Origin of the sequence: Neisseria sp. KEM232, from assembly GCF_002237445.1 — a bacterium.
Lineage (GTDB): Bacteria > Pseudomonadota > Gammaproteobacteria > Burkholderiales > Neisseriaceae > Neisseria.
In genome coordinates this window covers 1,252,212-1,272,033 of record NZ_CP022527.1, presented here as the reverse complement: position 1 = coordinate 1,272,033, position 19,822 = coordinate 1,252,212, and the positions used below count along the sequence as shown (strand labels likewise).

Here is a 19,822-nt window from a genome sequence, read left to right as displayed (position 1 = left end):
GCGGCATTTTAACGCGTTTCGCCGCAGACAGAAACTTTGCGGCGTTTGGGCTATAATGCGCGCCCTTTTTGCCGCAACTGCCGAAACCGTCATGGATTTTCACGCCGAATGGTTCGCCGCCGCCCCCGCGGCCGCCGCCTGTTTCATCCTCTTTTGCTGCCTGTGCGCCGCCGCCCGCCCCGCGTTGCGCGTGCTGCGCGGCCGGCCGCAGGCTTTCGGCGTGCTTTTGTGTTTTTTCGCCGTGTTCTGGTCGCTGGACGCGGGCACGGGCAGCGGCCTGCACTACCATCTGCTCGGCGTGACGCTCGGCTGCCTGATGATCGGGGCGCCGGCGGTGTTGTGGCTGGTTTCGCTGTTTTTGCTGCCGCATATGCTGCTGAACGCGGGCGCGGCCGATCTGGCGGTGCTGCCGCTGAACGCGCTGGCGCTGACGCTGCCTGCGGCGGCGGTGTCGGCCGGTTTGCGTTTCGCCGAACGCCGCTTCCTGCCGCCCAACCTCTTCCTTTATATCTTCGTCAACGGCTTTTTCGCCGCCGCGCTGGGCATGCTGGCAACGGGTGCCGCCGTGCTCGCCCTCGTGTCGCAGTCGCCCGCCTTTGCCGATGCCGACCTGCGCACGCAGTCTTTCCCCGTCTTCTTCCTGCTCGGCTGGGGCGAAGCCTTCCTCACCGGCCTCTTCGCCGCCGTGTTCGTCGCCTTCAAACCGCATCTTCTGGCTACCTTCGACGATAACCGCTACCTGCGCCGCAGCAACAGCATCTGGCCGTCTGAAAACCAACCGTGAACGCATCTTTCCTGCCCCAACTTCTGGCTGTCTGCTGCGGCGCGGCACTCGGCGCGTCGGCACGCTGGCTGCTCGGCCTGTGGCTCGCCGCCCTGCCCCAACCCCTCTCCTATGCCACTCTCGCTGCCAACTGGATCGGTGCACTGCTGATCGGTATCGCGGCGGGCGTGTCCGAACTCGTCCCCGCCCTGCCGCCCTACTGGAAGCTGTGGTTTGTCACCGGCCTGCTCGGCAGCCTCACCACCTTCTCCGGCTTCTCCCTCGAAATCGTCGCCATGCTGCAACAGCAGCGCTACCTCCCCGCCCTCGCCACCGCCCTCCTCCACCTCGCAGGCTCGCTCCTGCTCACAGCGGCGGGCTTGTGGCTGGTCAAACTCGCCGCCCGTTAAATGACGTTTCCGAAAACGAAACGCCAAAAAAGCCAAAAACGCAGGCCGCCTGTCTTTTCAGACGGCCTCAGCCGCGCAAAAGGCCGTCAGAAACCTGCCGTTTCAGACGGCCTTCAAACCGCATATGCCGCAGCGGCTGCCGTTGAGTAAAAACCGTTTCCCGCCAAACACTCCGCCTCAAGCCGCCTGCCTTTACATTCCGACAGCTTGCAACACAAAGCGTTTCCATTTATATTCGCGAACACAATTTAATCCTATTTAACAACGACACGCTTACCACAGGAAAACCATCATGTTCGTCTGCATCTGCAATGCGGTTACCGACCACCAAATCAAAGAAACCGTCGCCGCCGGCGCCAGCACCCTCGGCGATTTGCAAGCCCAGCTGGGGGTCGCCACCTGCTGCGGCTGCTGCACCGACCTGGCATCGTCCTTCCTCACCGCCAACAACACCCAGCAAAGCGGCACAGTAAACGCCGCCATCAACGTTTCCAACTGAATTTTCTTATTTTGAGGCCGTCTGAAACCGTTCAGGCGGCCTTTCCCATGCGCCCGACACAAGGCAGGCAAACCCGTTATAATGCGCCTCCTTTTTCCGCCCGCCCGAGCGCACATGATTTATCCCTGGCACGAATCCGACTGGCGCAGCCTCGCAGAACACCGGCAGCAGCTGCCGCACGCCCTGCTCTTCTCCGGCAAGGAAAACACCGGCAAAACAGCCTTCGCCCGCCACCTCGCCCAAAGCCTGCTGTGCGAAAACAGCGGCGCGGCATACGAAGCCTGCGGGCAATGCCCCTCCTGCCACCTGTTCGCGCAAAACAGCCATCCCGACTTCTACGAACTCACCCCCGAAATCCCCGAAGGCGAAGCCGTCGGGCGCAAACTGCTGCAAATCAAAATCGACGCCGTGCGCGATGTAATCGAACACGTCCGCCTCACCTCCGTACGCGGCGGGCGGCGCGTGGTACTGGTTCATCCCGCCGAAAGCATGAACGCGCAATCGGCCAACGCCCTGCTGAAAATTCTCGAAGAGCCGCCCGAGGGCGTCGTTTTCCTGCTGGTTTCCCACGAGCGCGACCGCCTGCTGCCCACCGTCAAAAGCCGCTGCCGCCAAATCATCCTGCACTCGCCCGAGCGTGCCGCCGCGCTGGCCTATGTGCGCGAACGCCATCCGCAGCACGCCGAAGAACTGCTCGCCTTCCACAGCGGCGCCCCCCTGTTCGACGACGACGCAGAACAAACCGCCCTGCGCGGCGAACTGCTGCAACTCTTGTCCGCCCCGCGCCTGATCGCCGCCCTCGACTACGCCGCCGCCTTCGACAAACACAAGCTGCCGCTGGCCGTGTTCCTCGACTGGCTGCAAAAATGGCTGCTCGACGTCGGACTGGCGCAGCAGAACATGCCGCCGCTCTACTACCCCGCCTTCGCCGCCCAATCCGCCGCCATTGCCGCACGCACCGCGCCGCACGCCCTCTTCGCCCTCACAGGCCGTCTGAACAGCCTCGTCCCTTACGGCCGCCACACATTAAGTGTTAAAATGCAGCTCGAATTTTTACTCACCGAATACCTGCATTTCTGGCAGAACAAATAACCGATAGGAAAACATCATGGCAGCCAACCCCAATTTCGATTTCAGCAAGCCCACCGACATCCCTATTCCGGGCAAAATGATCAACCTGCACATCCCCGACCGCCAGTCGCTCTACAACTGCTACATCCCCTTCTTGGAGCACGGCGGCCTGTTCGTCACCACCGAAGACAAATTCTCCCTCGGCGACGAAGTGCTGCTCGCCCTGTCGCTGGGCAACAGCCAGGAAAAAAAATTCCTGCGCACCAACGTCGCCTGGATCAACTTCGCCCGCTCCACCCCCGTTCGCCCGCGCGGCATCGGTGTTGCCTTCGGCAAAGACGAAATCTCCATCGCCACCAAAAACCTGATTGAAAAACAGCTCGGCACCGCCCTCAAAAGCGACCGCGTCACCTTCACCCTGTAACACACAGGCCGTCTGAAACCCTTTCAGACGGCCTTTTCACGCCCACATTCCCATGCAGCTTATCGACTCCCACTGCCACCTCAATTTCGACGGCCTCGCCAACCGCCTGCCCGAAGTGCTTGCCAACATGGCCGAAAACCAAGTCGCCCTCGCCCTGGCCGTCAGCGTCAGCCGCCAAAGCTTTGAAGAAGTGCACGCCATCGCACAAGAGCACGCCAACATCTACGCCAGCGTCGGCATCCACCCCGACGACCCCGCAGCCGAAGAATTCACATTTGAAGAACTCGTCGAGCGCGCCGCCCTGCCCAAAGTCGCCGCCATCGGCGAAACCGGCCTCGACTACCACTGGTGCAAAGGCGATTTGCAATGGCAGCACCGCCGCTTCATTACCCACATCGAAGCCGCCAACCAAAGCCGCCTACCCCTCATCATCCACACCCGCGACGCCGCCGACGACACCATGCGCCTGCTGCGCGAACACCAGGCACACGCCGGCGTTATCCACTGTTTTACCGAAGACGTGCGCGTCGCCCGCCTCGCTCTCGATTTGGGCTTCTACATCTCCTTCTCCGGCATCGTCACCTTCAAAAACGCCGCCGCCATCCAAGAAGCCGCCCGCTACGTCCCCCTCGACAGAATGCTGGTGGAAACCGACTCCCCCTTCCTCGCCCCCGTGCCCAAACGCGGCAAACCCAACGAACCGGCCTATGTGCGCCACACCGCCGGATTCGTCGCCGAACTGCGCGGCGACACCCTCGAAAACATCGCCCGAGCCACCACAGAAAACTTCTTCCGCCTGTTTGCCAAAATCCCGCGTGAGGCCGTCTGAAAACGCAGCTTCAACGAAGTGAAAACACAAAAACGGCACAAACGGAAAACCACGAGGCTGCGCCACCGATTCATCCCACTCGTTACAAAGGAAAACCATGAAACACACCCTCCTCGCCATCGTCCTGCTCCCCGCCTTCGCCGCCGCTGCTCCCGACACAGACGGCGAAACTGTCCGCAAGCTTATCGAGCGGCACTACAACCGCCCCCTGCCCGCGCAAAAGTGCCAACTCACCGCCCCGCCCAAGGCAGCTACGAGCAGCCCGAAAACTTCGCCTACTGCATGAAGCCCGCCGCCGCGCATACCGTCAACCGCAACGGCAAAACCACCCGCTACGTGCTCTACACAGGCTCCGCCTACGACACCCGCAAAAAACGTAAAGACGACGGCCACGCCGCACCGGGGCTTGCCGAACTCTTTGTATTGGAAAAAACAGGCGGCACATGGGCGCTCAAACAACACGGCAGAAACGAAATCGGCGCATAGGGCAAACCCCCGCAGGAATGGCGGTTTGTACAGGTGGGCAGGCAAAACTGGGGCTACCAAGCCCAAAGCGGCTACACCAACCAAGGCGTCACCGACACCGTACGGTTCTTTATCTTTACCGACAACAACGGCGTTGCCCACAGCGATATTCATGAGGGCAGCGACAACGGCGGCATGTATGGCGACTGCAACGAATACACAGGAGCGGAAAAGCGCCACTGCCAAAACAGCCACACCAGTCTGGAAGCCAAAATCACCTTCAACCGCGCTGCCGAACAAAACGGCGTGTGGGAAATCCAAGCCGTGTTAAGCGGCCGCGCAGGCAAAAAACGCTACACCAATCAAAAATACGCCATGCCCTACAACAGCGGCAAACGCAGCCACCTCGCACCCAAAAATTATCCCCTTTAACTAGGGGCTGTTGACAATCAGCCTTGCGGCGGTGTTTCTGGTAAAAATCCGCGCCTGCCGCGTCAAAAATGCTCGCAAGATGTCCAATCTTGCTGTGCTTTTTTCCTTGCATCCGCGAATTTTTCCTCAAAAAACCGCTTCGCAAGCTGAATGTCAACAACCCCTAGGCCATAAACAAAGAGGCCGTCTGAAAAGCCGAAAACCGGTTTTTCAGACGGCCTCAAACATACAAAAGCCGTTCCCGCCCGTACTCCTTTGGGCATCAATGCGGGAACGTCCTTTCGACAAGAGCCTTAATGTTTGGCAAAGCTCAGATAGCGCAGCAGCAGCCCTGCGCCGATCAGGGTGCAGACCAGATAGATGATGCTGGAAACGCCGTGCCACATACCGAACGAGCCGCCCGCCAGCGACAGCAGCCAATGCGATGCACCGGTTTTATGGGCGGCGATAACGGGGGCGAACAGGAACTGGTTGGCCGCCAGCAGCACCAGCAGCAGGATGATGAATTTCGGCGCGATGCTGCGGCCGCCGTGGCCGAAGCCGCGTTCGCGCCGGCCGCCTGCGGCAAACCAGGCCAAGAGCCATGCGGCCATGCCGAACCAGTTGTTCACGGCAAACAGCGTGCCTGCAATATTGCCGGCGGTTTGGCGTTCGATCTGCTCGAACAGTATCGGGCCGGCAACATAGCCGGCCATAATCTGCATACCCAGCCAAATGCCGGTCAAGAGTGCGGTGAGACGGTTCATCCGTTTATCCTTTCTGTGTGAAACGGGGCGCATACTAGCACAAGAACCCGTCCGCCATCTGCGACACGGCGCGATTGCCCGCATTTCGCGCCCCGATCGGCTTCTCAAACCCCGCTTTCAGACGGCCTTTTCCGCGCCGTGCACCAGATTGCCGCCGTCGTTCGGGTGCAGGAAGGCGAACACCCAGCCCGCGCAGAAGGTCACCGCGCCGATGGACACGAAAGTGAGGCGGAAGGCGCGGTGCATATCGCCCCGCAGTTCGCCGCCGTAAAAATTGAGCAGCAGCGCGCCCAGGGCGATGCCGAAGCCGATGGCAAGCTGCTGGTTCACGGCCATCAGGCTGTTGCCGCTGCCTTCCATCTGCGGGCGCAAATCGGCCAGCGTCAGCGTGTTCATTGCCGAATATTGCAGCGAATTGCACATGCCCAGACAAAACAGCGCGGGCACGAGCAGCCACAACGGCGTGGAGGCGGTCACCAGCGCCATCGCCATAATCAGCAGGCCGATGATGCGCGTATTCCACACCAGCACGGTGCGGTAGCCGAAACGCCCCACCACGGGCTTGACCAGCGGCTTGGTCAGCAGCGCGGCCAGGGCGACGGGGGCAAGCGTCCAGCCTGCGGTGCTGGCACTGCGGGCAAACACCACCTGCAACAAAAGCGGCATCAGAAACGGCATCGCGCCCATGCCCAGCCTGCTCACCAGATTGCCCAAAATGCCCAAGCGGAAAGTGCGTACCAGGCGCAGGCGCGGCGGATAGAGGGCAGCGTCGCCGTCGTGCCGCGCGTGCTGCCAATAAAGCGCGCCCGCCGCCAAGCCGCCCGAGGCGCACACGGCGGAAAACAGCCGCGCGCCCGGGTGCGTCAGCATTTCCACCGCCAGGCTCAAGCCTACCGCCGCCGCGCCGAAAAGCAGAAAACCGATCAAATCGAAATGCGGTTTGCCGCCGTCGGCCGCGTAAAAATCGGGCATGATTTTCGCGGCCAGCGCAATGCCCGCCAAACCGATGGGCACGTTAATCAGAAACACCCAATGCCAGCTGGCATATTCCACCAGATAGCCGCCCACCAGCGGCCCGACTATCGGCCCCAACAGCGCGGGCATCACGATAAAGTTCAGCCGCTCCAACAACTCGGCCTTGTCATACGCCCGCAGCACAATCAGACGCGGCACGGGCACCATCATCGCCCCGCCCAAACCCTGCACCACCCGCGCGAACACCAAAAGCGGCAGATTCGGCGCGGCGGCGCACAGCAGCGAACCGAACACAAACAGCGCCATCGACACGGAAAACACTTTTTTCGTGCCGTAGCGGTCGGTCAGATAACCGCTCAACGGCATAAACAGCGCCAGCGTCAGCGCGTAGGAAATCACCGCCGACTGCATATTCAGCGCGCTCTGGTGCAAATCGGCCGCCATCTGCGGCAGCGCCGTGTTCAGCACCGTAGCATCGAGCATCTGCATGAAAATGCACACCGCCAGCAAAATTGGCAGCCAACGCGATTGCGGTTGCGCCATGACGTTTCCTTTCCAAATCTGCGTTTGAGGCCGTCTGAAACATTCAGACGGCCTGTTTTAACTTCGTTGAAGCCGCGCTTTCAGACGGCCTTCACATCCGTCAGCCGCGTGCCCGCCAGATAATCGTAGAGAAAGCGGCGCTCGGCGTTAAACAGGGCAAAACCCCACGGCAGTATCCACCAACAGAGCGCCGCGCCCAACGCTGCCTTCGGCGGCACGCCCATGCCCTGACGCAGCGCGGCATAAGCCAGCAGCGGCACGAAAACCAGAAACACGCACGCCCAGATAAAGCGCAGGCGCAGCAGGGCGAGCGGCGGCGGATTGCCCGCGCCGTCGGCCAAACCGATGCGCCACACGCGCATCGCCAGCGTCTGCCCTTTTTTGTGCCAGTTGGTTTTGAAATACAGCCACCACGCATAAACCAGCACCAGCGACACGGCAAGCGCGGAGAGCGGCGGCGAGACGCGGTTGAGAAACAGGGCGATGATGCCTGCGGGCACAAAGGCGGCGCAGGTCACCGCGCCGATAAGCAGGCTTTCATACACCAGCGCGGCAAAACGGCGTTTGAGCGGCGCGGCGGGCAGAGGGGTTGGGGACATGGTTTTTTCTCCGTCAAATAAAGCGGGAGGCCGTTCCCGCCTACGCGGGAATGACGTTTCTGAAAATCGTTTTGAGGCTTTCAGACGGCCTCGGGGGTTTGTTTGCACGGCGGGTTTTCAGAAACGCCATTCCCGCGTTGATGCCCCGAAGGGGTACAGGCGGGAACGGCCTCAAATGCTCAACAGCCAAAATGCCGCGCCGCCGCCTCATAGGCCGTCTGAAAAACATCGGCCGCGCCGTAGGGGTCGGCGGCGGTGTCGGCGGGGATTTTGCGCAGCCAGGTGAGCTGGCGTTTGGCAAGCTGGCGCGTCGCCGCCGTGCCGCGTTCGGCAAATTCCGCGTAGCCGCACGCGCCCGCCAGATAGTCCCAGGCCTGACGGTAGCCGACGCAGCGCATGGAATTGTGTTCCGCCGTCAGCGCGGGATATCCGCTTTGCAGGCGGCGCACTTCGTCAACCAAACCCGCGTCCAGCATCGCTTGGAAACGCGCAGCAATGGCCTCGTGCAGACGGGCGCGCTCGTGCGGAACCAGGGCGAAGGTGTGCAAATCCAGCGGCAGGCGGTAGGCCGTCTGAACGGCCAGATGTTCGCCCAGCGGCCTGCCCGTCAGCATCAGCACTTCCAACGCGCGCTCGATGCGTTGGCTGTCGGACGGCTGCAAACGGGCGGCGGTGGCGGGGTCGGCCGCCTGCAAACGGCGGTAGAGCGCGGCCAGACCGTGCGCCGCCTTCTCCGCCTGCAACTGCGCGCGCACGGCGGGATCGGCAGCGGGCAGATCGTTCAGCCCGCCCGTCAGCGCGTGGAAATACATTATCGTGCCGCCGACAATCAGCGGCAGCCGCCCGCGCGCGGCAATCTCGCGGCACAGGCGCAGGCAGTCCGCCGCAAACTCCGCCGCGCTGTACGTTTGCAGCGGCGTGACAATGTCGATCAGATGGTGCGGCACGGCGGCCAGCTCGGCGGCAGACGGCTTGGCCGTGCCGATGTCCATTCCTTTGTATACCAGCGCGGAATCGAGGCTGACGATTTCAACGGGAAAACGCTCTGCCAGCCGCAGCGCAAGGCAGGTTTTGCCGGAAGCGGTAGGCCCGAGCAGGGCGAAGGCTTTGGGAAAATCCATGTTGTTTCAGACGGCCTAAAAAGGCCGCGATTATAGCAGCCCGCCTGCCTGCGCTTAACGCACGGCAACCCGTCTTTACGCAAAACGGTATAATCGCGGCTTTTTCAGGCCGTCTGAAAAGGCGGCCGCAGCCGTCAACCTTTGTTTGCAAGCCAAAAACCATGATCATCAAACACGCGGAAAACCGGAACCAAGATATAGAAGAACTCACCGCCCTGCTGGCACTGCCCTACGTCGATGAGCCGACCAAGCGGAAAATCAAAACGGAAATCCGTAAAATCCGCGCGGGCATGGCGGGGGAGAAAGAGGCCGCTTACCATATCGACTTTCATTTTGGCAATCCTTCCAAAAACTGGGCGGTTATCCACGATTTCCGCGTGGAATACGAAGGCAGAGTGGCACAGATAGACCATCTGCTGCTCAACCGCACGATGGAAATCTACATCTGCGAAAGCAAAAATTTCAACGAAGGCTTCGCCATCAACGAAAACGGCGAATTTTCCTATCTGTATGAAGGCAAAACATACGGAATGCCTTCGCCTATCGAGCAAAACGAGCGCCACCGCCTGCTGTTGAAAAAGATGTTCGACGACGGCGAAATTGCCGTACCGACCCGTTTGGGCTTGCGTATGAAGCCCGCCTTTTACCACTTAATCCTGATCGGCAACTCGGCGCAAATCCACCGTCCGCAAAACGGCAAAAACGTGAAGTATTTAGACAGAATCATCAAAAGCGAACAAGTCCGCAAAAGAGTCGAGAAGGACATCGATGAGGTGAGCATTGCGGGCAGTCTTGCTGTTATGAAAACCATTTCCCGCGAAACGCTATACGAATTTGCCGAATACCTCGCCTCTTTCCACCGCCCGTCCAAATACAACTGGAAAGCCCGTTTCGGCATCAGCGAACCCGCCGCGCTTCATGTCCCGCCCGTGCAGGCCGCGCCACAGCCACAGCCGCAAAATTCCGCTCCGCAGGCCGCGCCGCCAAGCCCGCCCGCACAGACTGAGCCGCCTGTGCAAACCGTACCGGCACAGGCCGCGCCGGACACGCAGCAAGCCGCTGCCGCGCAGAAACGCTACTTTTGCGCCGACTGCCGCAAAAGCGTCAGCGAAAACGCCGCCCGCTACTGTTGGAGTCGCAAAGCCCTTTTCCAAAACCGCATCTACTGCTTCGACTGCCAGAAAAAATACCGCTAAAACACACGGCAAAAGGCCGTCTGAAAACCCAAACCCGGGGCTTTCAGACGGCCTTTCCGCTTCGGCAAACCGCGTTTACTGCGCCAGCGGTTCGAAGCGCAAATCCAAGTTTTCCGCGCGCACTTTAAACAGCAGGTCGATATTCGGGTGCTTGCCGGGGTTGGCTCGGGCGTCGGCGGTGTGTTCGGCAAACAGCTCCAGTCCGCGTGCGGCGGCTGCGGCGTTCAGACGGCCGGAAAATTCCTGTGCCAGCGCGTTGTAGAGTTTGAGCGAACCGAGCTTGCCGGGGGCGGCGGGGATGTGGTGGACGGTATTGCCTGCCGCGTCGAGGACGTTCAAGCCCGAAAGATGGGCGATGTCGGGCATGGCGGCGAGATGGTCTTGAAAACTCATGGGAGTTCCTTTTTTGCGTCGGGTTGGGAAAACGGAAGGGGCTGTACTAGATAAGCCCTAAATTTCACACCACCGACGCAGCACTTTAAGCTGCTCGGAGGGTGTGCCAAAGTTAAAACGGAACTCGCATTCTTTCAAGAAAAGCGGGAAAGATTTACGGTCGATTCCATTGTATTTGCGCAGTACGCGCTTTGCCTGATTCCAGAAATTTTCAATGCCGTTGATATGGTTCTGTCTGTCGGCAAACAGCTTGCTGTGATTAATTCTTATGTTCAATCTCTAACTTATAACTTCTGGTCTGCTTCAAAGAAACCGACAGCCAATGAAAACATCTTCTGTCTGTTTTTGTCGCAGTGTGAGGCTCGCGCACTCACACTTATCGGTAATCGTTTTGTTAAAGAACAGCGCCGCCGAAGCAGCGAAGATGTGAACTATACAGAACCCCGAAACCCTTTGCAAGCTTTTGTGCGGAAATATTTCGAGCGTTTCAAAAACACCAATGTTTCGTAAAGAAATTTTCTTACACCGTTCAATCAGATTCTGCCCATGCGGATTGGCGGGCGTATAATCCGCCCTTTTATTTTGACTACCGACCATACAAAAGGAAGACCGATGAATTTTCCGCCGCGTTACGTTTCCGCCACCCGCATGCGCCGCATGCGCAAAGACGACTTCTCCCGCCGCCTCATGCGCGAACACACGCTTACCGCCGACGACTTGATTTACCCTGTGTTCGTACTCGAAGGCAGCGGACAGGAAGAAAACATCCCGTCCATGCCCGGCGTGAAACGCCAAAGCCTCGACAAACTGCTTTTTACCGCCGAAGAAGCCGTCAAACTCGGCATTCCCATGCTCGCGCTGTTTCCCGTCGTTACCCGCAACAAAACCGCCGCCGCCGAAGAAGCCTACAACCCCGAAGGCCTCGTGCCCACCGTTGTCCGCGCCCTGCGCGAGCGGTTTCCCGAACTGGGCATCATGACCGACATCGCGCTCGACCCCTATACCGTGCACGGCCAAGACGGCCTCACCGATTCAGACGGCTATGTGCTTAACGACGAAACCATCGAAGTATTGGTGCGCCAAGCCCTGTGCCACGCCGACGCAGGCGCGCAGGTTGTCGCCCCGTCCGACATGATGGACGGCCGCATCCTCGCCATCCGCGAAGCCCTCGAAGACGCAGGCCACATCCACACCCGCATCATGGCTTACTCCGCCAAATACGCCTCCGCCTTTTACGGCCCGTTCCGCGATGCCGTCGGCAGCAGCGGCAACCTCGGCAAAGCCGACAAAAAAACCTACCAGATGGATCCGGCCAACAGCAACGAAGCCCTGCACGAAATCGCCCTCGACATCCAAGAGGGCGCAGACATGGTGATGGTGAAACCCGGCCTGCCGTATCTCGACATCGTGCGCCGTATCAAAGACGAGTTCGGCGTACCAACCTACGCCTACCAAGTCTCCGGCGAATACGCCATGCTGCAGGCCGCCATCCAAAACGGCTGGCTCGACGGCGACAAAGTTATCTTAGAAAGCCTGCTCGCATTCAAACGCGCCGGCGCCGACGGCATCTTGACTTACTACGCCATTGAAGCTGCCAAACAGCTCCGCCGCTGACAAAAGGCCGTCTGAAAACCCGAAACCGGGTTTTCAGACGGCCTTTTGTCTACTTTACTCATCCCTATCCATAAACCTGCTGTTTTTCCTAGAAGGAAACCGCCATGAAACGCGAAACCATCGCCCTGCACGCCGGCTACCGTTCCGACCCCTCCACCCGCGCCGCCGCCGTGCCCGTCTACCAAACCACCTCCTACACCTTCGACGATACCCAACACGGCGCCGACCTCTTCAACCTCAACGTCGCGGGCAACATCTACACCCGCATCATGAACCCCACCACCGCCGTGCTCGAAGAGCGACTCGCGCAGCTTGAAGGCGGCATCGCCGCGCTGGCGGTGGCAAGCGGCATGGCCGCCATCACCTACGCCGTGCAAACCATCGCGCAGGCGGGCGACAACATCATCGCCACCAAAACCCTCTACGGCGGCACCTACAACTACTTCGCCCACACCCTGCCGCAGCAGGGCATCAAAGTGCGCTTTGTCGATCCCGACAAACCCGAACAAATCGCCGCGCTTGCCGACGCCCGCACCCGCCTCGTTTACACCGAATCCATCGGCAACCCCGCCATCAACGTTATCGACATCCCCGCCTTTGCCGCTGCCGCACACGCGCAGGGTCTGCCGCTGATGGTCGACAACACCGTCCCCTCGCCCGCCCTCTACCGCCCCATCGAACACGGCGCCGACATCGTCATCCAGTCGCTGACCAAATACATCGGCGGCCACGGCACCACCATCGGCGGCGCGATTATCGACAGCGGCAAATTCGCCTGGGCGGGCAACCCGCGCTTCGATGCCATCCTGAACCAGCCCGACCCCTCCTACCACGGTGTCAATTACAGCGAACACTTCGGCGCCGCCGCCTACATCGCCCGCGCCCGCGTCGTACCGCTGCGCAACACCGGCGCCGCACTCAGCCCGATGAGCGCCTTTTTGCTGCTGCAAGGACTGGAAACGCTTGCCCTGCGTATGGAGCGCCATTGCGAAAACGCCCTCGCCGTCGCCCGCTACCTGCAAAACCACCCGCAAGTCGCCTGGGTCAACTACCCCGCTTTGGACAACAGCCCCTACAAAGCACTGACCGACCGCGACTACGGCGGCAAAGCCTCCGGCCTGCTCAGCTTCGGCATCAAGGGCGGACGCGAAGCAGGGGCAAAATTCATCGACGCGCTGCAACTCTTCCTGCGTCTGGTGAACATCGGCGACGCCAAATCGCTGGCCACCCATCCCGCGAGCACCACCCACCGCCAGCTATCGCCCGAAGAGCTGCAAGCCGCAGGCGTCGGCGAAGACATGGTGCGTCTGTCGGTCGGCATCGAACACATCGACGACTTGCTCGCCGATTTGGCACAGGCGCTCGCCGCCGCCAAATAAACGGGCAGCCGTAAAAAGGCCGTCTGAAACCCGATTGCGGTTTCAGACGGCCTTTTGCTTCACATTGCCACGCAGACTTGCAGCGGAACGGAAAAACGTACGGAAAAACATTCGGAGGCCGTCTGAAACCCTTTTTCAGACGGCCTCTCCGTACCCTACTCCCGATGGTAGGGATGATTGTTCAGAATCGACACCGCGCGGTAGAGCTGCTCGGTCAGCAGCACGCGCACCATGCCGTGCGGCAGCGTCAGGCTCGACAGGCGCAGCAGCAGCGCGGCGCGGCTTTTGAGCGCGTCGGTCATGCCGTCGGCGCCGCCGATCAGAAAGCAGACATGTTCGCCGTTCTGCCGCCAGCTTTGCAGATAAGCCGCCAGCTCCACCGAGGTCGGCGCTTTGCCGCGCTCGTCCAGCGCCACAACCAGCGCCCCCGCAGGCAGCGCGTCGAGGATGCGTTTTTCCTCCGCCGCCATGCCCTGCGCCGCGTTCACGCCCGCGCCGCGCTTTTCGGGTTTGATTTCCTTCAACACATAATCCACATCGCGGCCGAAGCGCTTGGCGTATTCGTTCACCGCCTCGTCCACCCAGCGCGGCATCTTCGTGCCGACGGCCAACACCGTAATATTCATCTTTATCCTGTCCTTTTTTCTGTTTTCAGACGGCCTCAAAGCCTGTTTGTGCCGCAGGCCGTCTGAAAAACGGGAAAACGCGTTTTTCAGACGGCCTCCGATCCTTATTCAAACAGCCGCCCCTGCGCCAGTATTTCGCGCACGGGCGCGAAGTCGCGGCGGTGTTCGGGCAGCACGCCGAAACGTTTGAGCGCGGCAAGGTGCTCCGCCGTGCCGTAGCCCTTGTGCCGCTCAAAGCCGTATTGCGGGAAACGTTTTGCCAGCGCGTACATTTCCGCGTCGCGCGCCGTTTTCGCCAGCACCGAAGCGGCGGAAATCTCGATGATTTTGCTGTCGCCCTTCACCACTGCCTCGGCAGGCGCGGGAAGATCGGGCGGCACGCGGTTGCCGTCGATGAGGATTTTGTCGGGCACCAGCGCCAGTCCCGCCACCGCGCGGCGCATCGCCAGCATCGCCGCGTGCAGAATGTTCAGTTCGGCGATTTCTTCCGTGCCCGCCGAAGCCACGCTCCACGCAAGCGCCTGTTCCTTAATCCGCGCCGCCAGATCGCCGCGCTTTTTCTCGCTGAGTTTTTTCGAGTCGGCCAGCCCCGGCAAATTGTATGTTTCCGGCAACACCACAGCGGCGGCAAACACGCTGCCCGCCAGCGGCCCGCGCCCCGCCTCGTCCACTCCCGCACACACCATCCGCACCACAGCCGCCTCCCGTTTGCCAAAACGCGCAAGGATAACGCGCGGCGCGGCGCTGTCAAGGCCGTCTGAAACGGCGTTTCAGAAACGTCATTCCCGCGAAGGCGGGAACGGCCTGCAAACCCCGCAGCGCCCTTCCGCTATATAATCGCGCCCTTTTTTCCACCCGCATCCCATGTTCTCCATCGGTTCATACCTTATCGAAACCCCCGCCGCCCTCGCGCCGATGGCGGGCATCACCGACAAACCCTTCCGACAACTGGCACGGCGTTTCGGCGCGGGCTACGCCGTCAGCGAAATGCTCAACAGCGACCCCTCGCTGCGCCACACCCAAAAAAGCCTGCACCGCAGCGATTTTGCCGGCGAAGAGGGCATCCGCGCCGTGCAGATAGTCGGCAGCGACCCGCAGCGCATGGCCGAAGCCGCCCGCTACAATGCCGAGCAGGGCGCGCAGATTATCGACATCAACATGGGCTGCCCGGCGAAAAAAGTCTGCAACGTGCTGGCCGGCAGCGCCCTGCTGCAAAACGAAAAACTGGTCGGCGACATTCTGACCGCCGTCGTCGCGGCGGCGGGCGTACCCGTCACCCTCAAAACCCGCCTCGGCTTTTGCGAAAACAACAAAAACATCCGCACCATCGCCAAAATGGCCGAACAGGCCGGCATCGCCGCCCTCGCCGTGCACGGCCGCACCCGCGAGCAAATGTACAAAGGCGACGCCTCTTACGAACTCATCGCCCAAGTTAAGCAAGACATCTCCATCCCCCTGTGGGTCAACGGCGACATCGCCTCCGCCGAAAAAGCCGCCGCCGTGCTGCGGCAAACCGGCGCCGACGGCGTGATGGTCGGGCGCGGCGCACAGGGCAGGCCGTGGCTTTTCGCCGAAATCAAACACTTTCTGCAACACGGCACGCCGCCCGCACCCATTGCCTTTCAGACGGCCGCCGACACCTTTTTGCAGCACCTCCGAGCCATGTACGCCTTCTACGGCGACACCGCCGGCGCACGCATCGCCCGCAAGCACATCGGCTGGTACACCGCCCCTTTCGCCGAGGGCGCCGCCCTGCGCAAACAAGCCAACACCCTCGACAATGCCGCCGCGCAATACGACGCCGTCGCCGCCTTCCTCGATACCGCCCCCGAGCGCCGAAGCGGCTTATGGCCGTCTGAAACGGCCAATGCGGCTAACAAAATTTAAAGAACTGTTACAAACCGTTTTTTTTGCTTACAATAGCGCCTGACATTGACGGGCTGCCGCCGCGCGGCGCAACAGACTAAAAAACCTAAAAAACCATCCAGACGAGTGCACCATGCCGAACCGAACCACCGACATCGCCCACTGCATCGAGCAAAACCTGCATCAGTATTTCCGTACCCTCGACGGCGAACCCGCCGCCAACGTTTACGGCATGGTGCTGCGCCAAGTGGAAAAGCCCATGCTCCAAGTCGTGATGGCGCAATGCGGCGGCAACCAGTCCAAAGCCGCCGATATGCTCGGCATCAACCGCAACACCCTGCGTAAAAAACTGCTCGAACACGGTCTGATCTGAGCCGCGTCCGAACCCGTTGAGGCCGTCTGAAAGCTTTTTCAGACGGCCTTTAAACTTTTTCAGACGGCCTTTTCCCTGCCCGCATCCGTTTTTCAGACGGCCTCCCGCCCGCACGGCAAACGGCAGGCCGTCTGAAAAAAGCCAACCCGTCCTGACAGCCGCACGCAAAAAGGCCGTCTGAAAGCCCAATCTGACTTTCAGACGGACTTTTGCTTTTCAGACGGCCTGTTTAAAACACAGAGCGGCCGCTGACGGTTTTGTCGGGCACGGCCTGAATCACGTCCCAATGTTCGACGATTTTACCGGCCTTGTCGAAGCGGAAAATGTCCACCACCGCTTCGCCCTTGTCCTGCGGCGAGGTACGGCTGAACACGTGCAGCGCGACCAAATCGCCGTCGGCCAGCACGCGTTTGATCTCGGCGCGGGACTGCGGGTTTTCTTTCAGAAACGGTGCGAACGCATCGACAAAAGCCTGCGCGCCGTCGGCCACGCCGGGATTGTGTTGGAGATAGCTTTTGCCGACGTATTTGTCGGCCGCTTCCTGCACGCGGTGTTGGTTGAACGCCATTTCGTAAAACGCCAGCGCGTTGGCTTTGTTGCGCTCGGTTTGGCTTTGCGCCTGCTTGACGGCGGCTTTGGCTTTCGGCGCGGCGTGTACCGTACCTGCCGACAGCGCGGCGGCGGCAAGAATCAGGGCGATGGTTTTTTTCATAACGGGTTTCCTTGTGATGTATGGGTTGAATCGGTTTCAGACGGCCTGCCGCTTATTTTTCGGCTACGGTAAAGCGTTTAAACAGATGCGCTTTGTTTTCCGCATCGTCGGCAATCGCGGCGGCCAGGTCGGGCAGGGCGATGTCGGCGGGCGAGCCGTCGGCGTTGAGCAATACGTCGTCCGCACCGATGCGGTATGCGCCGGTTTTTTCAAATTTCACAGGGTTTACGGCAAACATGGCGGCAGGCGAGAGAAACGCCCAGTTGACATCGCGGCGTTCGCGCAGGCGGTTCAGCAGCTCGCGGGCGGCGTTGGCACCGGGATACACGTCGGCCGGAAAATCGGGCGTGTCCACCAGTTGCAGACCGGGCGCTACATTCAGGCTGCCCGCACCGCCGATGACCAATAAATACGGCACTTGCGCCGCCTGCGCCGCCGCGACGATGCTGTCCGCGCCGCGTGTGAAATCGGCGGCCAGATTCGGGTTGTCCCAGCCGGGGTTGAACGCACTGACCACGGCATCGAAACCTTTAAGCTGCGCTGCAAAATCAGACGCGTTGACATCGGCGGCAACGGCATCGACGTTGGCCGCTTGGAACACTGTTCCCGTATTGCGGGCAAACGCGGTAACGCTGTGGCCGCGCTGCGCCAATTCCTGTACCACGGCATTGCCGACCAAGCCTGTTGCGCCGATAACTGCGATTTTCATGATGTACCTTTCTTGTGTTGGTTTGGCGATGCCGCGCATTTTATTGACAAAAGGGCGGCGCGATAATAGCCTGCGGGCTTACTTTCAAATTAAGTACAGCTTCACAATCAGGCCGTCTGAACCGTTTTCAGACGGCCTGTGCAGAAACAGGAGACCCCATGCAGGAAATCAAATCTTTGCTCACCTTCGCCACGCTGCTCGAATGCGGCACGATGTCGTCCGCCGCCGAAAAACTGGACATGACTCCGTCGGCCGTCAGCCAGCACATCAGCCGCTTGGAAAGCACCTACGGCGTGAAGCTGCTCAACCGCAGCACGCGCTCGCTCACGCCCACCGACGCGGGGCGGGCGCTGGCGGATTCGTGCCGCCGTCTGCTGCGCTGCACCGAAGAGGCGTTTGCCACACTCGGGCAGGTCAATACCGACGTCGGCGGCAGCATCAAAATCACCCTGCCCTCGGCCATGGCCGCCCATCCCGCGCTGCACCGCAGCCTGAGACGCCTGCTGCGCGACCACCCCGCCGTGCGCCCGCAGCTGCTGTTCGGCGACGGCCTGATCGACTTGCAGCGCGGCGATGCCGACATCGCCCTGCGCGGCGGGGAACACGCGCTCGATGACGAAAATCTGGTCGCCCGCCTGCTGACGCGCCAGCGCTGGCTGATCTGCGCCTCGCCCGACTATCTCGCAGAACACCCCGTTGCCGCGCCGCAGGATTTGGCGTCCTGCCGCTGGCTGCGCTACCTGCCCGCGCGCCTGACGATGCGGCGCGGCACGGATTTTTTCGAGCTCGACACGTCGCAAGGCATTTACTGCGGCCAGCTCAACGCGCTGGCGGAACTGGCAAAGGCGGGCTTGGGGCTCGCGCTGTTTCTTGACGGCGACATCGCCGCCGATTTGGCAGAAGGCCGTCTGAAAACCGTGCTGCCCGACTGGACGCTGCCTTCCGTGGATGTGTACGCGGTCACGCCCTACCGCATCCAGTCCGCCCGCACGCAGGCGGTGTTGGACATTCTTTTGCAGGAGTTCGACAAAGAGGGAGAAAAGGCCGTCTGAAAAAGGTCGTCTGAAACGGCTGTTTGGACGCAAAACCTGCTTTTCAGACGGCCTTTGCCCGTATAATCCGCTCTTTCCGTTGGGACAAACCGTCCGAGAAAGGCTGCTATGGCTTTCGCTTCCCTCTTTACCCTGCTCGACGACATCGCTTCGGTGCTCGACGACGTGTCGCTGATAACCAAGGCCGCCGCCAAGAAAACCGTCGGCGTGGTGGGCGACGATTTGGCGCTCAACGCGGGTCAGGTCACTGGCGTGTCGGCCGAGCGCGAGCTGCCCGTCGTCTGGCGCGTGGCCAAAGGCTCGCTGGCCAACAAGCTCATCCTGATACCGGCCGCGCTTTTGCTGTCGTGGCTGCTGCCCGCGCTGATTACGCCGCTGCTGATGCTGGGCGGGCTGTTTCTCTGTTTTGAGGGCGTGGAAAAGCTGCTGCACAAGTTTTTCCGCCGCCCCGCTGCCGGACATTCGCCGCAGGCCGTGCCCGACGAATTGGACAGCGAAGAGGCGAAAATCAAAGGCGCCATCCGCACCGATTTCATCCTGTCGGCGGAAATCATCATCATCGCGCTGGGCACGGTGGGCGCGGGTGCGCCGCTGCTCGACCGCACGCTCGCCCTGCTGCTGATCGGTGTGGGCATGACGGTGTTTGTGTACGGACTGGTGGCGGTGATTGTGAAGCTCGACGACTTGGGGCTGTTTTTCATCCGCCGCGGCGGTGCGCTCAAAGGCTTGGGGCACGGCCTGATTGCCCTGATGCCGTGGCTGATGCGCGGCCTGAGCGTAGCGGGCACGCTGGCGGTGTTCCTCGTCGGCGGCGGCCTGATTGCCCACAATCTGCCTGTTTTGGCAGACTTTTTACACCATGTGGGCATACACGACGGTTTGGCGGGCGCGATTGCCGCCATGGCCGTCGGCCTGCTGGCGGGCGCGGCGGCCTGCGCCGTGGTGCTGCCACTGATGAAGCTGTTTGGCAGGCATTAGGAGCGGTTGGCAATCAGCCTATCTGACACGAACAGGCCGTCTGAAAG

The 19,822-nt window shown here is 60.9% G+C and carries 27 protein-coding genes and 1 pseudogene; 17 read left to right on the top strand and 11 right to left on the bottom strand.

The window, feature by feature from the left end; all coding sequences use genetic code 11:
- Window positions 1-91: 91 nt before the first annotated feature.
- The 9 genes from CGZ77_RS06325 (at window position 92) to CGZ77_RS12770 (ending at window position 4,893) form a co-directional block, all read left to right on the top strand.
- Window positions 92-784, top strand: a complete 693-nt coding sequence (locus CGZ77_RS06325; protein ID WP_036495804.1) for an energy-coupling factor ABC transporter permease — start codon at window positions 92-94, stop codon at window positions 782-784.
- On the top strand, window positions 781-1,173 hold the full coding sequence (gene crcB, locus CGZ77_RS06320; RefSeq protein WP_009425705.1) for a fluoride efflux transporter CrcB: 393 nt from the start codon (window positions 781-783) through the stop codon (window positions 1,171-1,173). The genes CGZ77_RS06325 and crcB overlap by 4 nt, the downstream gene beginning before the upstream one ends.
- A 292-nt stretch (window positions 1,174-1,465) precedes the next feature.
- Window positions 1,466-1,672 carry a (2Fe-2S)-binding protein gene (locus CGZ77_RS06315; RefSeq protein ID WP_009425708.1) on the top strand — a complete coding sequence of 69 codons (207 nt, stop codon included), beginning with the start codon at window positions 1,466-1,468 and terminating at the stop codon, window positions 1,670-1,672.
- A 114-nt stretch (window positions 1,673-1,786) separates the two neighbouring features.
- Window positions 1,787-2,764 (top strand): DNA polymerase III subunit delta', encoded by a 978-nt coding sequence (holB, locus tag CGZ77_RS06310; RefSeq protein ID WP_009425709.1) that lies wholly within the window; start codon window positions 1,787-1,789, stop codon window positions 2,762-2,764.
- 16 nt (window positions 2,765-2,780) lie between these two features.
- Complete coding sequence (locus CGZ77_RS06305; RefSeq protein ID WP_009425710.1) at window positions 2,781-3,167, top strand: PilZ domain-containing protein; 387 nt, start codon at window positions 2,781-2,783, stop codon at window positions 3,165-3,167.
- Window positions 3,168-3,219: 52 nt separating this feature from the next.
- Window positions 3,220-3,996 (top strand): TatD family hydrolase, encoded by a 777-nt coding sequence (locus CGZ77_RS06300; RefSeq protein ID WP_009425711.1) that lies wholly within the window; start codon window positions 3,220-3,222, stop codon window positions 3,994-3,996.
- Window positions 3,997-4,093: 97 nt separating this feature from the next.
- Window positions 4,094-4,282, top strand: a complete 189-nt coding sequence (locus CGZ77_RS12780; protein ID WP_009425712.1) for a hypothetical protein — start codon at window positions 4,094-4,096, stop codon at window positions 4,280-4,282.
- On the top strand, window positions 4,219-4,482 hold the full coding sequence (locus CGZ77_RS12775) for a hypothetical protein (protein ID WP_369799219.1): 264 nt from the start codon (window positions 4,219-4,221) through the stop codon (window positions 4,480-4,482). Before CGZ77_RS12780 ends, CGZ77_RS12775 begins: the two co-directional genes overlap by 64 nt.
- 33 nt (window positions 4,483-4,515) lie before the next feature.
- On the top strand, window positions 4,516-4,893 hold the full coding sequence (locus tag CGZ77_RS12770) for a hypothetical protein (RefSeq protein ID WP_009425714.1): 378 nt from the start codon (window positions 4,516-4,518) through the stop codon (window positions 4,891-4,893).
- 62 nt (window positions 4,894-4,955) lie between these two features.
- Here CGZ77_RS12770 and CGZ77_RS12275 read toward each other — a convergent pair whose 3' ends face one another.
- The 5 genes from CGZ77_RS12275 to miaA form a co-directional block, all read right to left on the bottom strand.
- Window positions 4,956-5,156 (bottom strand): hypothetical protein, encoded by a 201-nt coding sequence (locus CGZ77_RS12275; RefSeq protein ID WP_198344873.1) that lies wholly within the window; start codon window positions 5,154-5,156, stop codon window positions 4,956-4,958.
- Window positions 5,157-5,186: 30 nt separating this feature from the next.
- Window positions 5,187-5,639 carry a DUF4149 domain-containing protein gene (locus CGZ77_RS06285; protein WP_094031032.1) on the bottom strand — a complete coding sequence of 151 codons (453 nt, stop codon included), beginning with the start codon at window positions 5,637-5,639 and terminating at the stop codon, window positions 5,187-5,189.
- 117 nt (window positions 5,640-5,756) lie between these two features.
- Window positions 5,757-7,157 (bottom strand): MFS transporter, encoded by a 1,401-nt coding sequence (locus CGZ77_RS06280; protein ID WP_094031031.1) that lies wholly within the window; start codon window positions 7,155-7,157, stop codon window positions 5,757-5,759.
- An 80-nt stretch (window positions 7,158-7,237) separates the two neighbouring features.
- The gene (locus tag CGZ77_RS06275; protein ID WP_036495517.1) at window positions 7,238-7,756 is read right to left on the bottom strand and encodes an RDD family protein; all 519 of its coding nucleotides are present in this window, start codon (window positions 7,754-7,756) and stop codon (window positions 7,238-7,240) included.
- Window positions 7,757-7,935: 179 nt separating this feature from the next.
- Window positions 7,936-8,877, bottom strand: coding sequence for a tRNA (adenosine(37)-N6)-dimethylallyltransferase MiaA (miaA, locus tag CGZ77_RS06270; RefSeq protein ID WP_009425209.1), 942 nt, complete (start codon window positions 8,875-8,877; stop codon window positions 7,936-7,938).
- A gap of 161 nt (window positions 8,878-9,038) precedes the next feature.
- On the opposite strand from miaA, the gene CGZ77_RS06265 reads away from it, so the two are divergent.
- Window positions 9,039-10,073 carry a nuclease-related domain-containing protein gene (locus CGZ77_RS06265; RefSeq protein WP_009425210.1) on the top strand — a complete coding sequence of 345 codons (1,035 nt, stop codon included), beginning with the start codon at window positions 9,039-9,041 and terminating at the stop codon, window positions 10,071-10,073.
- A 75-nt stretch (window positions 10,074-10,148) separates the two neighbouring features.
- Here the strand turns inward: CGZ77_RS06265 and CGZ77_RS06260 are convergent, their stop codons facing one another.
- Complete coding sequence (locus CGZ77_RS06260; RefSeq protein WP_009425211.1) at window positions 10,149-10,466, bottom strand: DUF2322 family protein; 318 nt, start codon at window positions 10,464-10,466, stop codon at window positions 10,149-10,151.
- A gap of 57 nt (window positions 10,467-10,523) precedes the next feature.
- A pseudogene (locus CGZ77_RS06255) lies at window positions 10,524-10,739 on the bottom strand (transposase); the annotation flags it as partial.
- Between CGZ77_RS06255 and CGZ77_RS12270 the strand changes: the two are divergent.
- The 3 genes from CGZ77_RS12270 to CGZ77_RS06245 all read left to right on the top strand — a co-directional run bounded on the left by CGZ77_RS12270 (window position 10,692) and on the right by CGZ77_RS06245 (window position 13,459).
- The gene (locus CGZ77_RS12270; RefSeq protein WP_198344886.1) at window positions 10,692-10,976 is read left to right on the top strand and encodes a hypothetical protein; all 285 of its coding nucleotides are present in this window, start codon (window positions 10,692-10,694) and stop codon (window positions 10,974-10,976) included. The pseudogene CGZ77_RS06255 and the gene CGZ77_RS12270 overlap by 48 nt on opposite strands.
- 102 nt (window positions 10,977-11,078) lie before the next feature.
- Window positions 11,079-12,080 carry a porphobilinogen synthase gene (gene hemB / locus CGZ77_RS06250; protein ID WP_036496427.1) on the top strand — a complete coding sequence of 334 codons (1,002 nt, stop codon included), beginning with the start codon at window positions 11,079-11,081 and terminating at the stop codon, window positions 12,078-12,080.
- A gap of 104 nt (window positions 12,081-12,184) precedes the next feature.
- Window positions 12,185-13,459 (top strand): O-acetylhomoserine aminocarboxypropyltransferase/cysteine synthase family protein, encoded by a 1,275-nt coding sequence (locus tag CGZ77_RS06245; protein ID WP_009426780.1) that lies wholly within the window; start codon window positions 12,185-12,187, stop codon window positions 13,457-13,459.
- Between the two features lie 155 nt (window positions 13,460-13,614).
- Here the strand turns inward: CGZ77_RS06245 and rlmH are convergent, their stop codons facing one another.
- Together rlmH and rnhB are read right to left on the bottom strand one after the other, a co-directional pair.
- Entirely contained in the window at window positions 13,615-14,085 is a 471-nt protein-coding gene (gene rlmH / locus CGZ77_RS06240; RefSeq protein ID WP_009426779.1) for a 23S rRNA (pseudouridine(1915)-N(3))-methyltransferase RlmH, read from the bottom strand.
- Between the two features lie 104 nt (window positions 14,086-14,189).
- Window positions 14,190-14,771: a ribonuclease HII gene (rnhB, locus tag CGZ77_RS06235; RefSeq protein ID WP_009426778.1), complete on the bottom strand. Its 582-nt coding sequence runs from the start codon at window positions 14,769-14,771 to the stop codon at window positions 14,190-14,192.
- Between the two features lie 178 nt (window positions 14,772-14,949).
- Between rnhB and dusB the strand changes: the two genes are divergently transcribed.
- Window positions 14,950-15,972: a tRNA dihydrouridine synthase DusB gene (gene dusB, locus CGZ77_RS06230; protein WP_009426777.1), complete on the top strand. Its 1,023-nt coding sequence runs from the start codon at window positions 14,950-14,952 to the stop codon at window positions 15,970-15,972.
- Between the two features lie 112 nt (window positions 15,973-16,084).
- Window positions 16,085-16,324: a Fis family transcriptional regulator gene (locus CGZ77_RS06225; RefSeq protein WP_036496425.1), complete on the top strand. Its 240-nt coding sequence runs from the start codon at window positions 16,085-16,087 to the stop codon at window positions 16,322-16,324.
- A gap of 229 nt (window positions 16,325-16,553) precedes the next feature.
- Here CGZ77_RS06225 and CGZ77_RS06220 read toward each other — a convergent pair whose 3' ends face one another.
- On the bottom strand, window positions 16,554-17,036 hold the full coding sequence (locus CGZ77_RS06220) for a nuclear transport factor 2 family protein (RefSeq protein ID WP_009426775.1): 483 nt from the start codon (window positions 17,034-17,036) through the stop codon (window positions 16,554-16,556).
- 52 nt (window positions 17,037-17,088) lie between these two features.
- The gene (locus CGZ77_RS06215; RefSeq protein ID WP_036496429.1) at window positions 17,089-17,745 is read right to left on the bottom strand and encodes an NAD(P)-dependent oxidoreductase; all 657 of its coding nucleotides are present in this window, start codon (window positions 17,743-17,745) and stop codon (window positions 17,089-17,091) included.
- Between the two features lie 158 nt (window positions 17,746-17,903).
- Here CGZ77_RS06215 and CGZ77_RS06210 point away from each other — a divergent pair, with 158 nt between their 5' ends.
- Window positions 17,904-18,797, top strand: coding sequence for a LysR family transcriptional regulator (locus CGZ77_RS06210; protein ID WP_009426773.1), 894 nt, complete (start codon window positions 17,904-17,906; stop codon window positions 18,795-18,797).
- A gap of 108 nt (window positions 18,798-18,905) precedes the next feature.
- A complete protein-coding gene (locus CGZ77_RS06205) occupies window positions 18,906-19,775 on the top strand; it encodes a DUF808 domain-containing protein (protein WP_009426772.1) in 870 nt (289 codons plus the stop codon).
- Window positions 19,776-19,822: the final 47 nt, after the last annotated feature.

Coding starts and splice junctions, on each gene's coding strand:
- CGZ77_RS06325 (WP_036495804.1), top strand. CDS start 92: ATGGATTTTCACGCCGAATGGTTCGCCGCCGCCCCCGCGGCCGCCGCC.
- CGZ77_RS06315 (WP_009425708.1), top strand. CDS start 1,466: ATGTTCGTCTGCATCTGCAATGCGGTTACCGACCACCAAATCAAAGAA.
- holB (WP_009425709.1), top strand. CDS start 1,787: ATGATTTATCCCTGGCACGAATCCGACTGGCGCAGCCTCGCAGAACAC.
- CGZ77_RS06305 (WP_009425710.1), top strand. CDS start 2,781: ATGGCAGCCAACCCCAATTTCGATTTCAGCAAGCCCACCGACATCCCT.
- CGZ77_RS06300 (WP_009425711.1), top strand. CDS start 3,220: ATGCAGCTTATCGACTCCCACTGCCACCTCAATTTCGACGGCCTCGCC.
- CGZ77_RS12780 (WP_009425712.1), top strand. CDS start 4,094: ATGAAACACACCCTCCTCGCCATCGTCCTGCTCCCCGCCTTCGCCGCC.
- CGZ77_RS12275 (WP_198344873.1), bottom strand. CDS start 5,156: ATGCCCAAAGGAGTACGGGCGGGAACGGCTTTTGTATGTTTGAGGCCG.
- CGZ77_RS06285 (WP_094031032.1), bottom strand. CDS start 5,639: ATGAACCGTCTCACCGCACTCTTGACCGGCATTTGGCTGGGTATGCAG.
- CGZ77_RS06280 (WP_094031031.1), bottom strand. CDS start 7,157: ATGGCGCAACCGCAATCGCGTTGGCTGCCAATTTTGCTGGCGGTGTGC.
- CGZ77_RS06275 (WP_036495517.1), bottom strand. CDS start 7,756: ATGTCCCCAACCCCTCTGCCCGCCGCGCCGCTCAAACGCCGTTTTGCC.
- miaA (WP_009425209.1), bottom strand. CDS start 8,877: ATGGATTTTCCCAAAGCCTTCGCCCTGCTCGGGCCTACCGCTTCCGGC.
- CGZ77_RS06265 (WP_009425210.1), top strand. CDS start 9,039: ATGATCATCAAACACGCGGAAAACCGGAACCAAGATATAGAAGAACTC.
- CGZ77_RS06260 (WP_009425211.1), bottom strand. CDS start 10,466: ATGAGTTTTCAAGACCATCTCGCCGCCATGCCCGACATCGCCCATCTT.
- CGZ77_RS12270 (WP_198344886.1), top strand. CDS start 10,692: ATGGTTCTGTCTGTCGGCAAACAGCTTGCTGTGATTAATTCTTATGTT.
- hemB (WP_036496427.1), top strand. CDS start 11,079: ATGAATTTTCCGCCGCGTTACGTTTCCGCCACCCGCATGCGCCGCATG.
- CGZ77_RS06245 (WP_009426780.1), top strand. CDS start 12,185: ATGAAACGCGAAACCATCGCCCTGCACGCCGGCTACCGTTCCGACCCC.
- rlmH (WP_009426779.1), bottom strand. CDS start 14,085: ATGAATATTACGGTGTTGGCCGTCGGCACGAAGATGCCGCGCTGGGTG.
- rnhB (WP_009426778.1), bottom strand. CDS start 14,771: ATGGTGTGTGCGGGAGTGGACGAGGCGGGGCGCGGGCCGCTGGCGGGC.
- dusB (WP_009426777.1), top strand. CDS start 14,950: ATGTTCTCCATCGGTTCATACCTTATCGAAACCCCCGCCGCCCTCGCG.
- CGZ77_RS06225 (WP_036496425.1), top strand. CDS start 16,085: ATGCCGAACCGAACCACCGACATCGCCCACTGCATCGAGCAAAACCTG.
- CGZ77_RS06220 (WP_009426775.1), bottom strand. CDS start 17,036: ATGAAAAAAACCATCGCCCTGATTCTTGCCGCCGCCGCGCTGTCGGCA.
- CGZ77_RS06215 (WP_036496429.1), bottom strand. CDS start 17,745: ATGAAAATCGCAGTTATCGGCGCAACAGGCTTGGTCGGCAATGCCGTG.
- CGZ77_RS06210 (WP_009426773.1), top strand. CDS start 17,904: ATGCAGGAAATCAAATCTTTGCTCACCTTCGCCACGCTGCTCGAATGC.
- CGZ77_RS06205 (WP_009426772.1), top strand. CDS start 18,906: ATGGCTTTCGCTTCCCTCTTTACCCTGCTCGACGACATCGCTTCGGTG.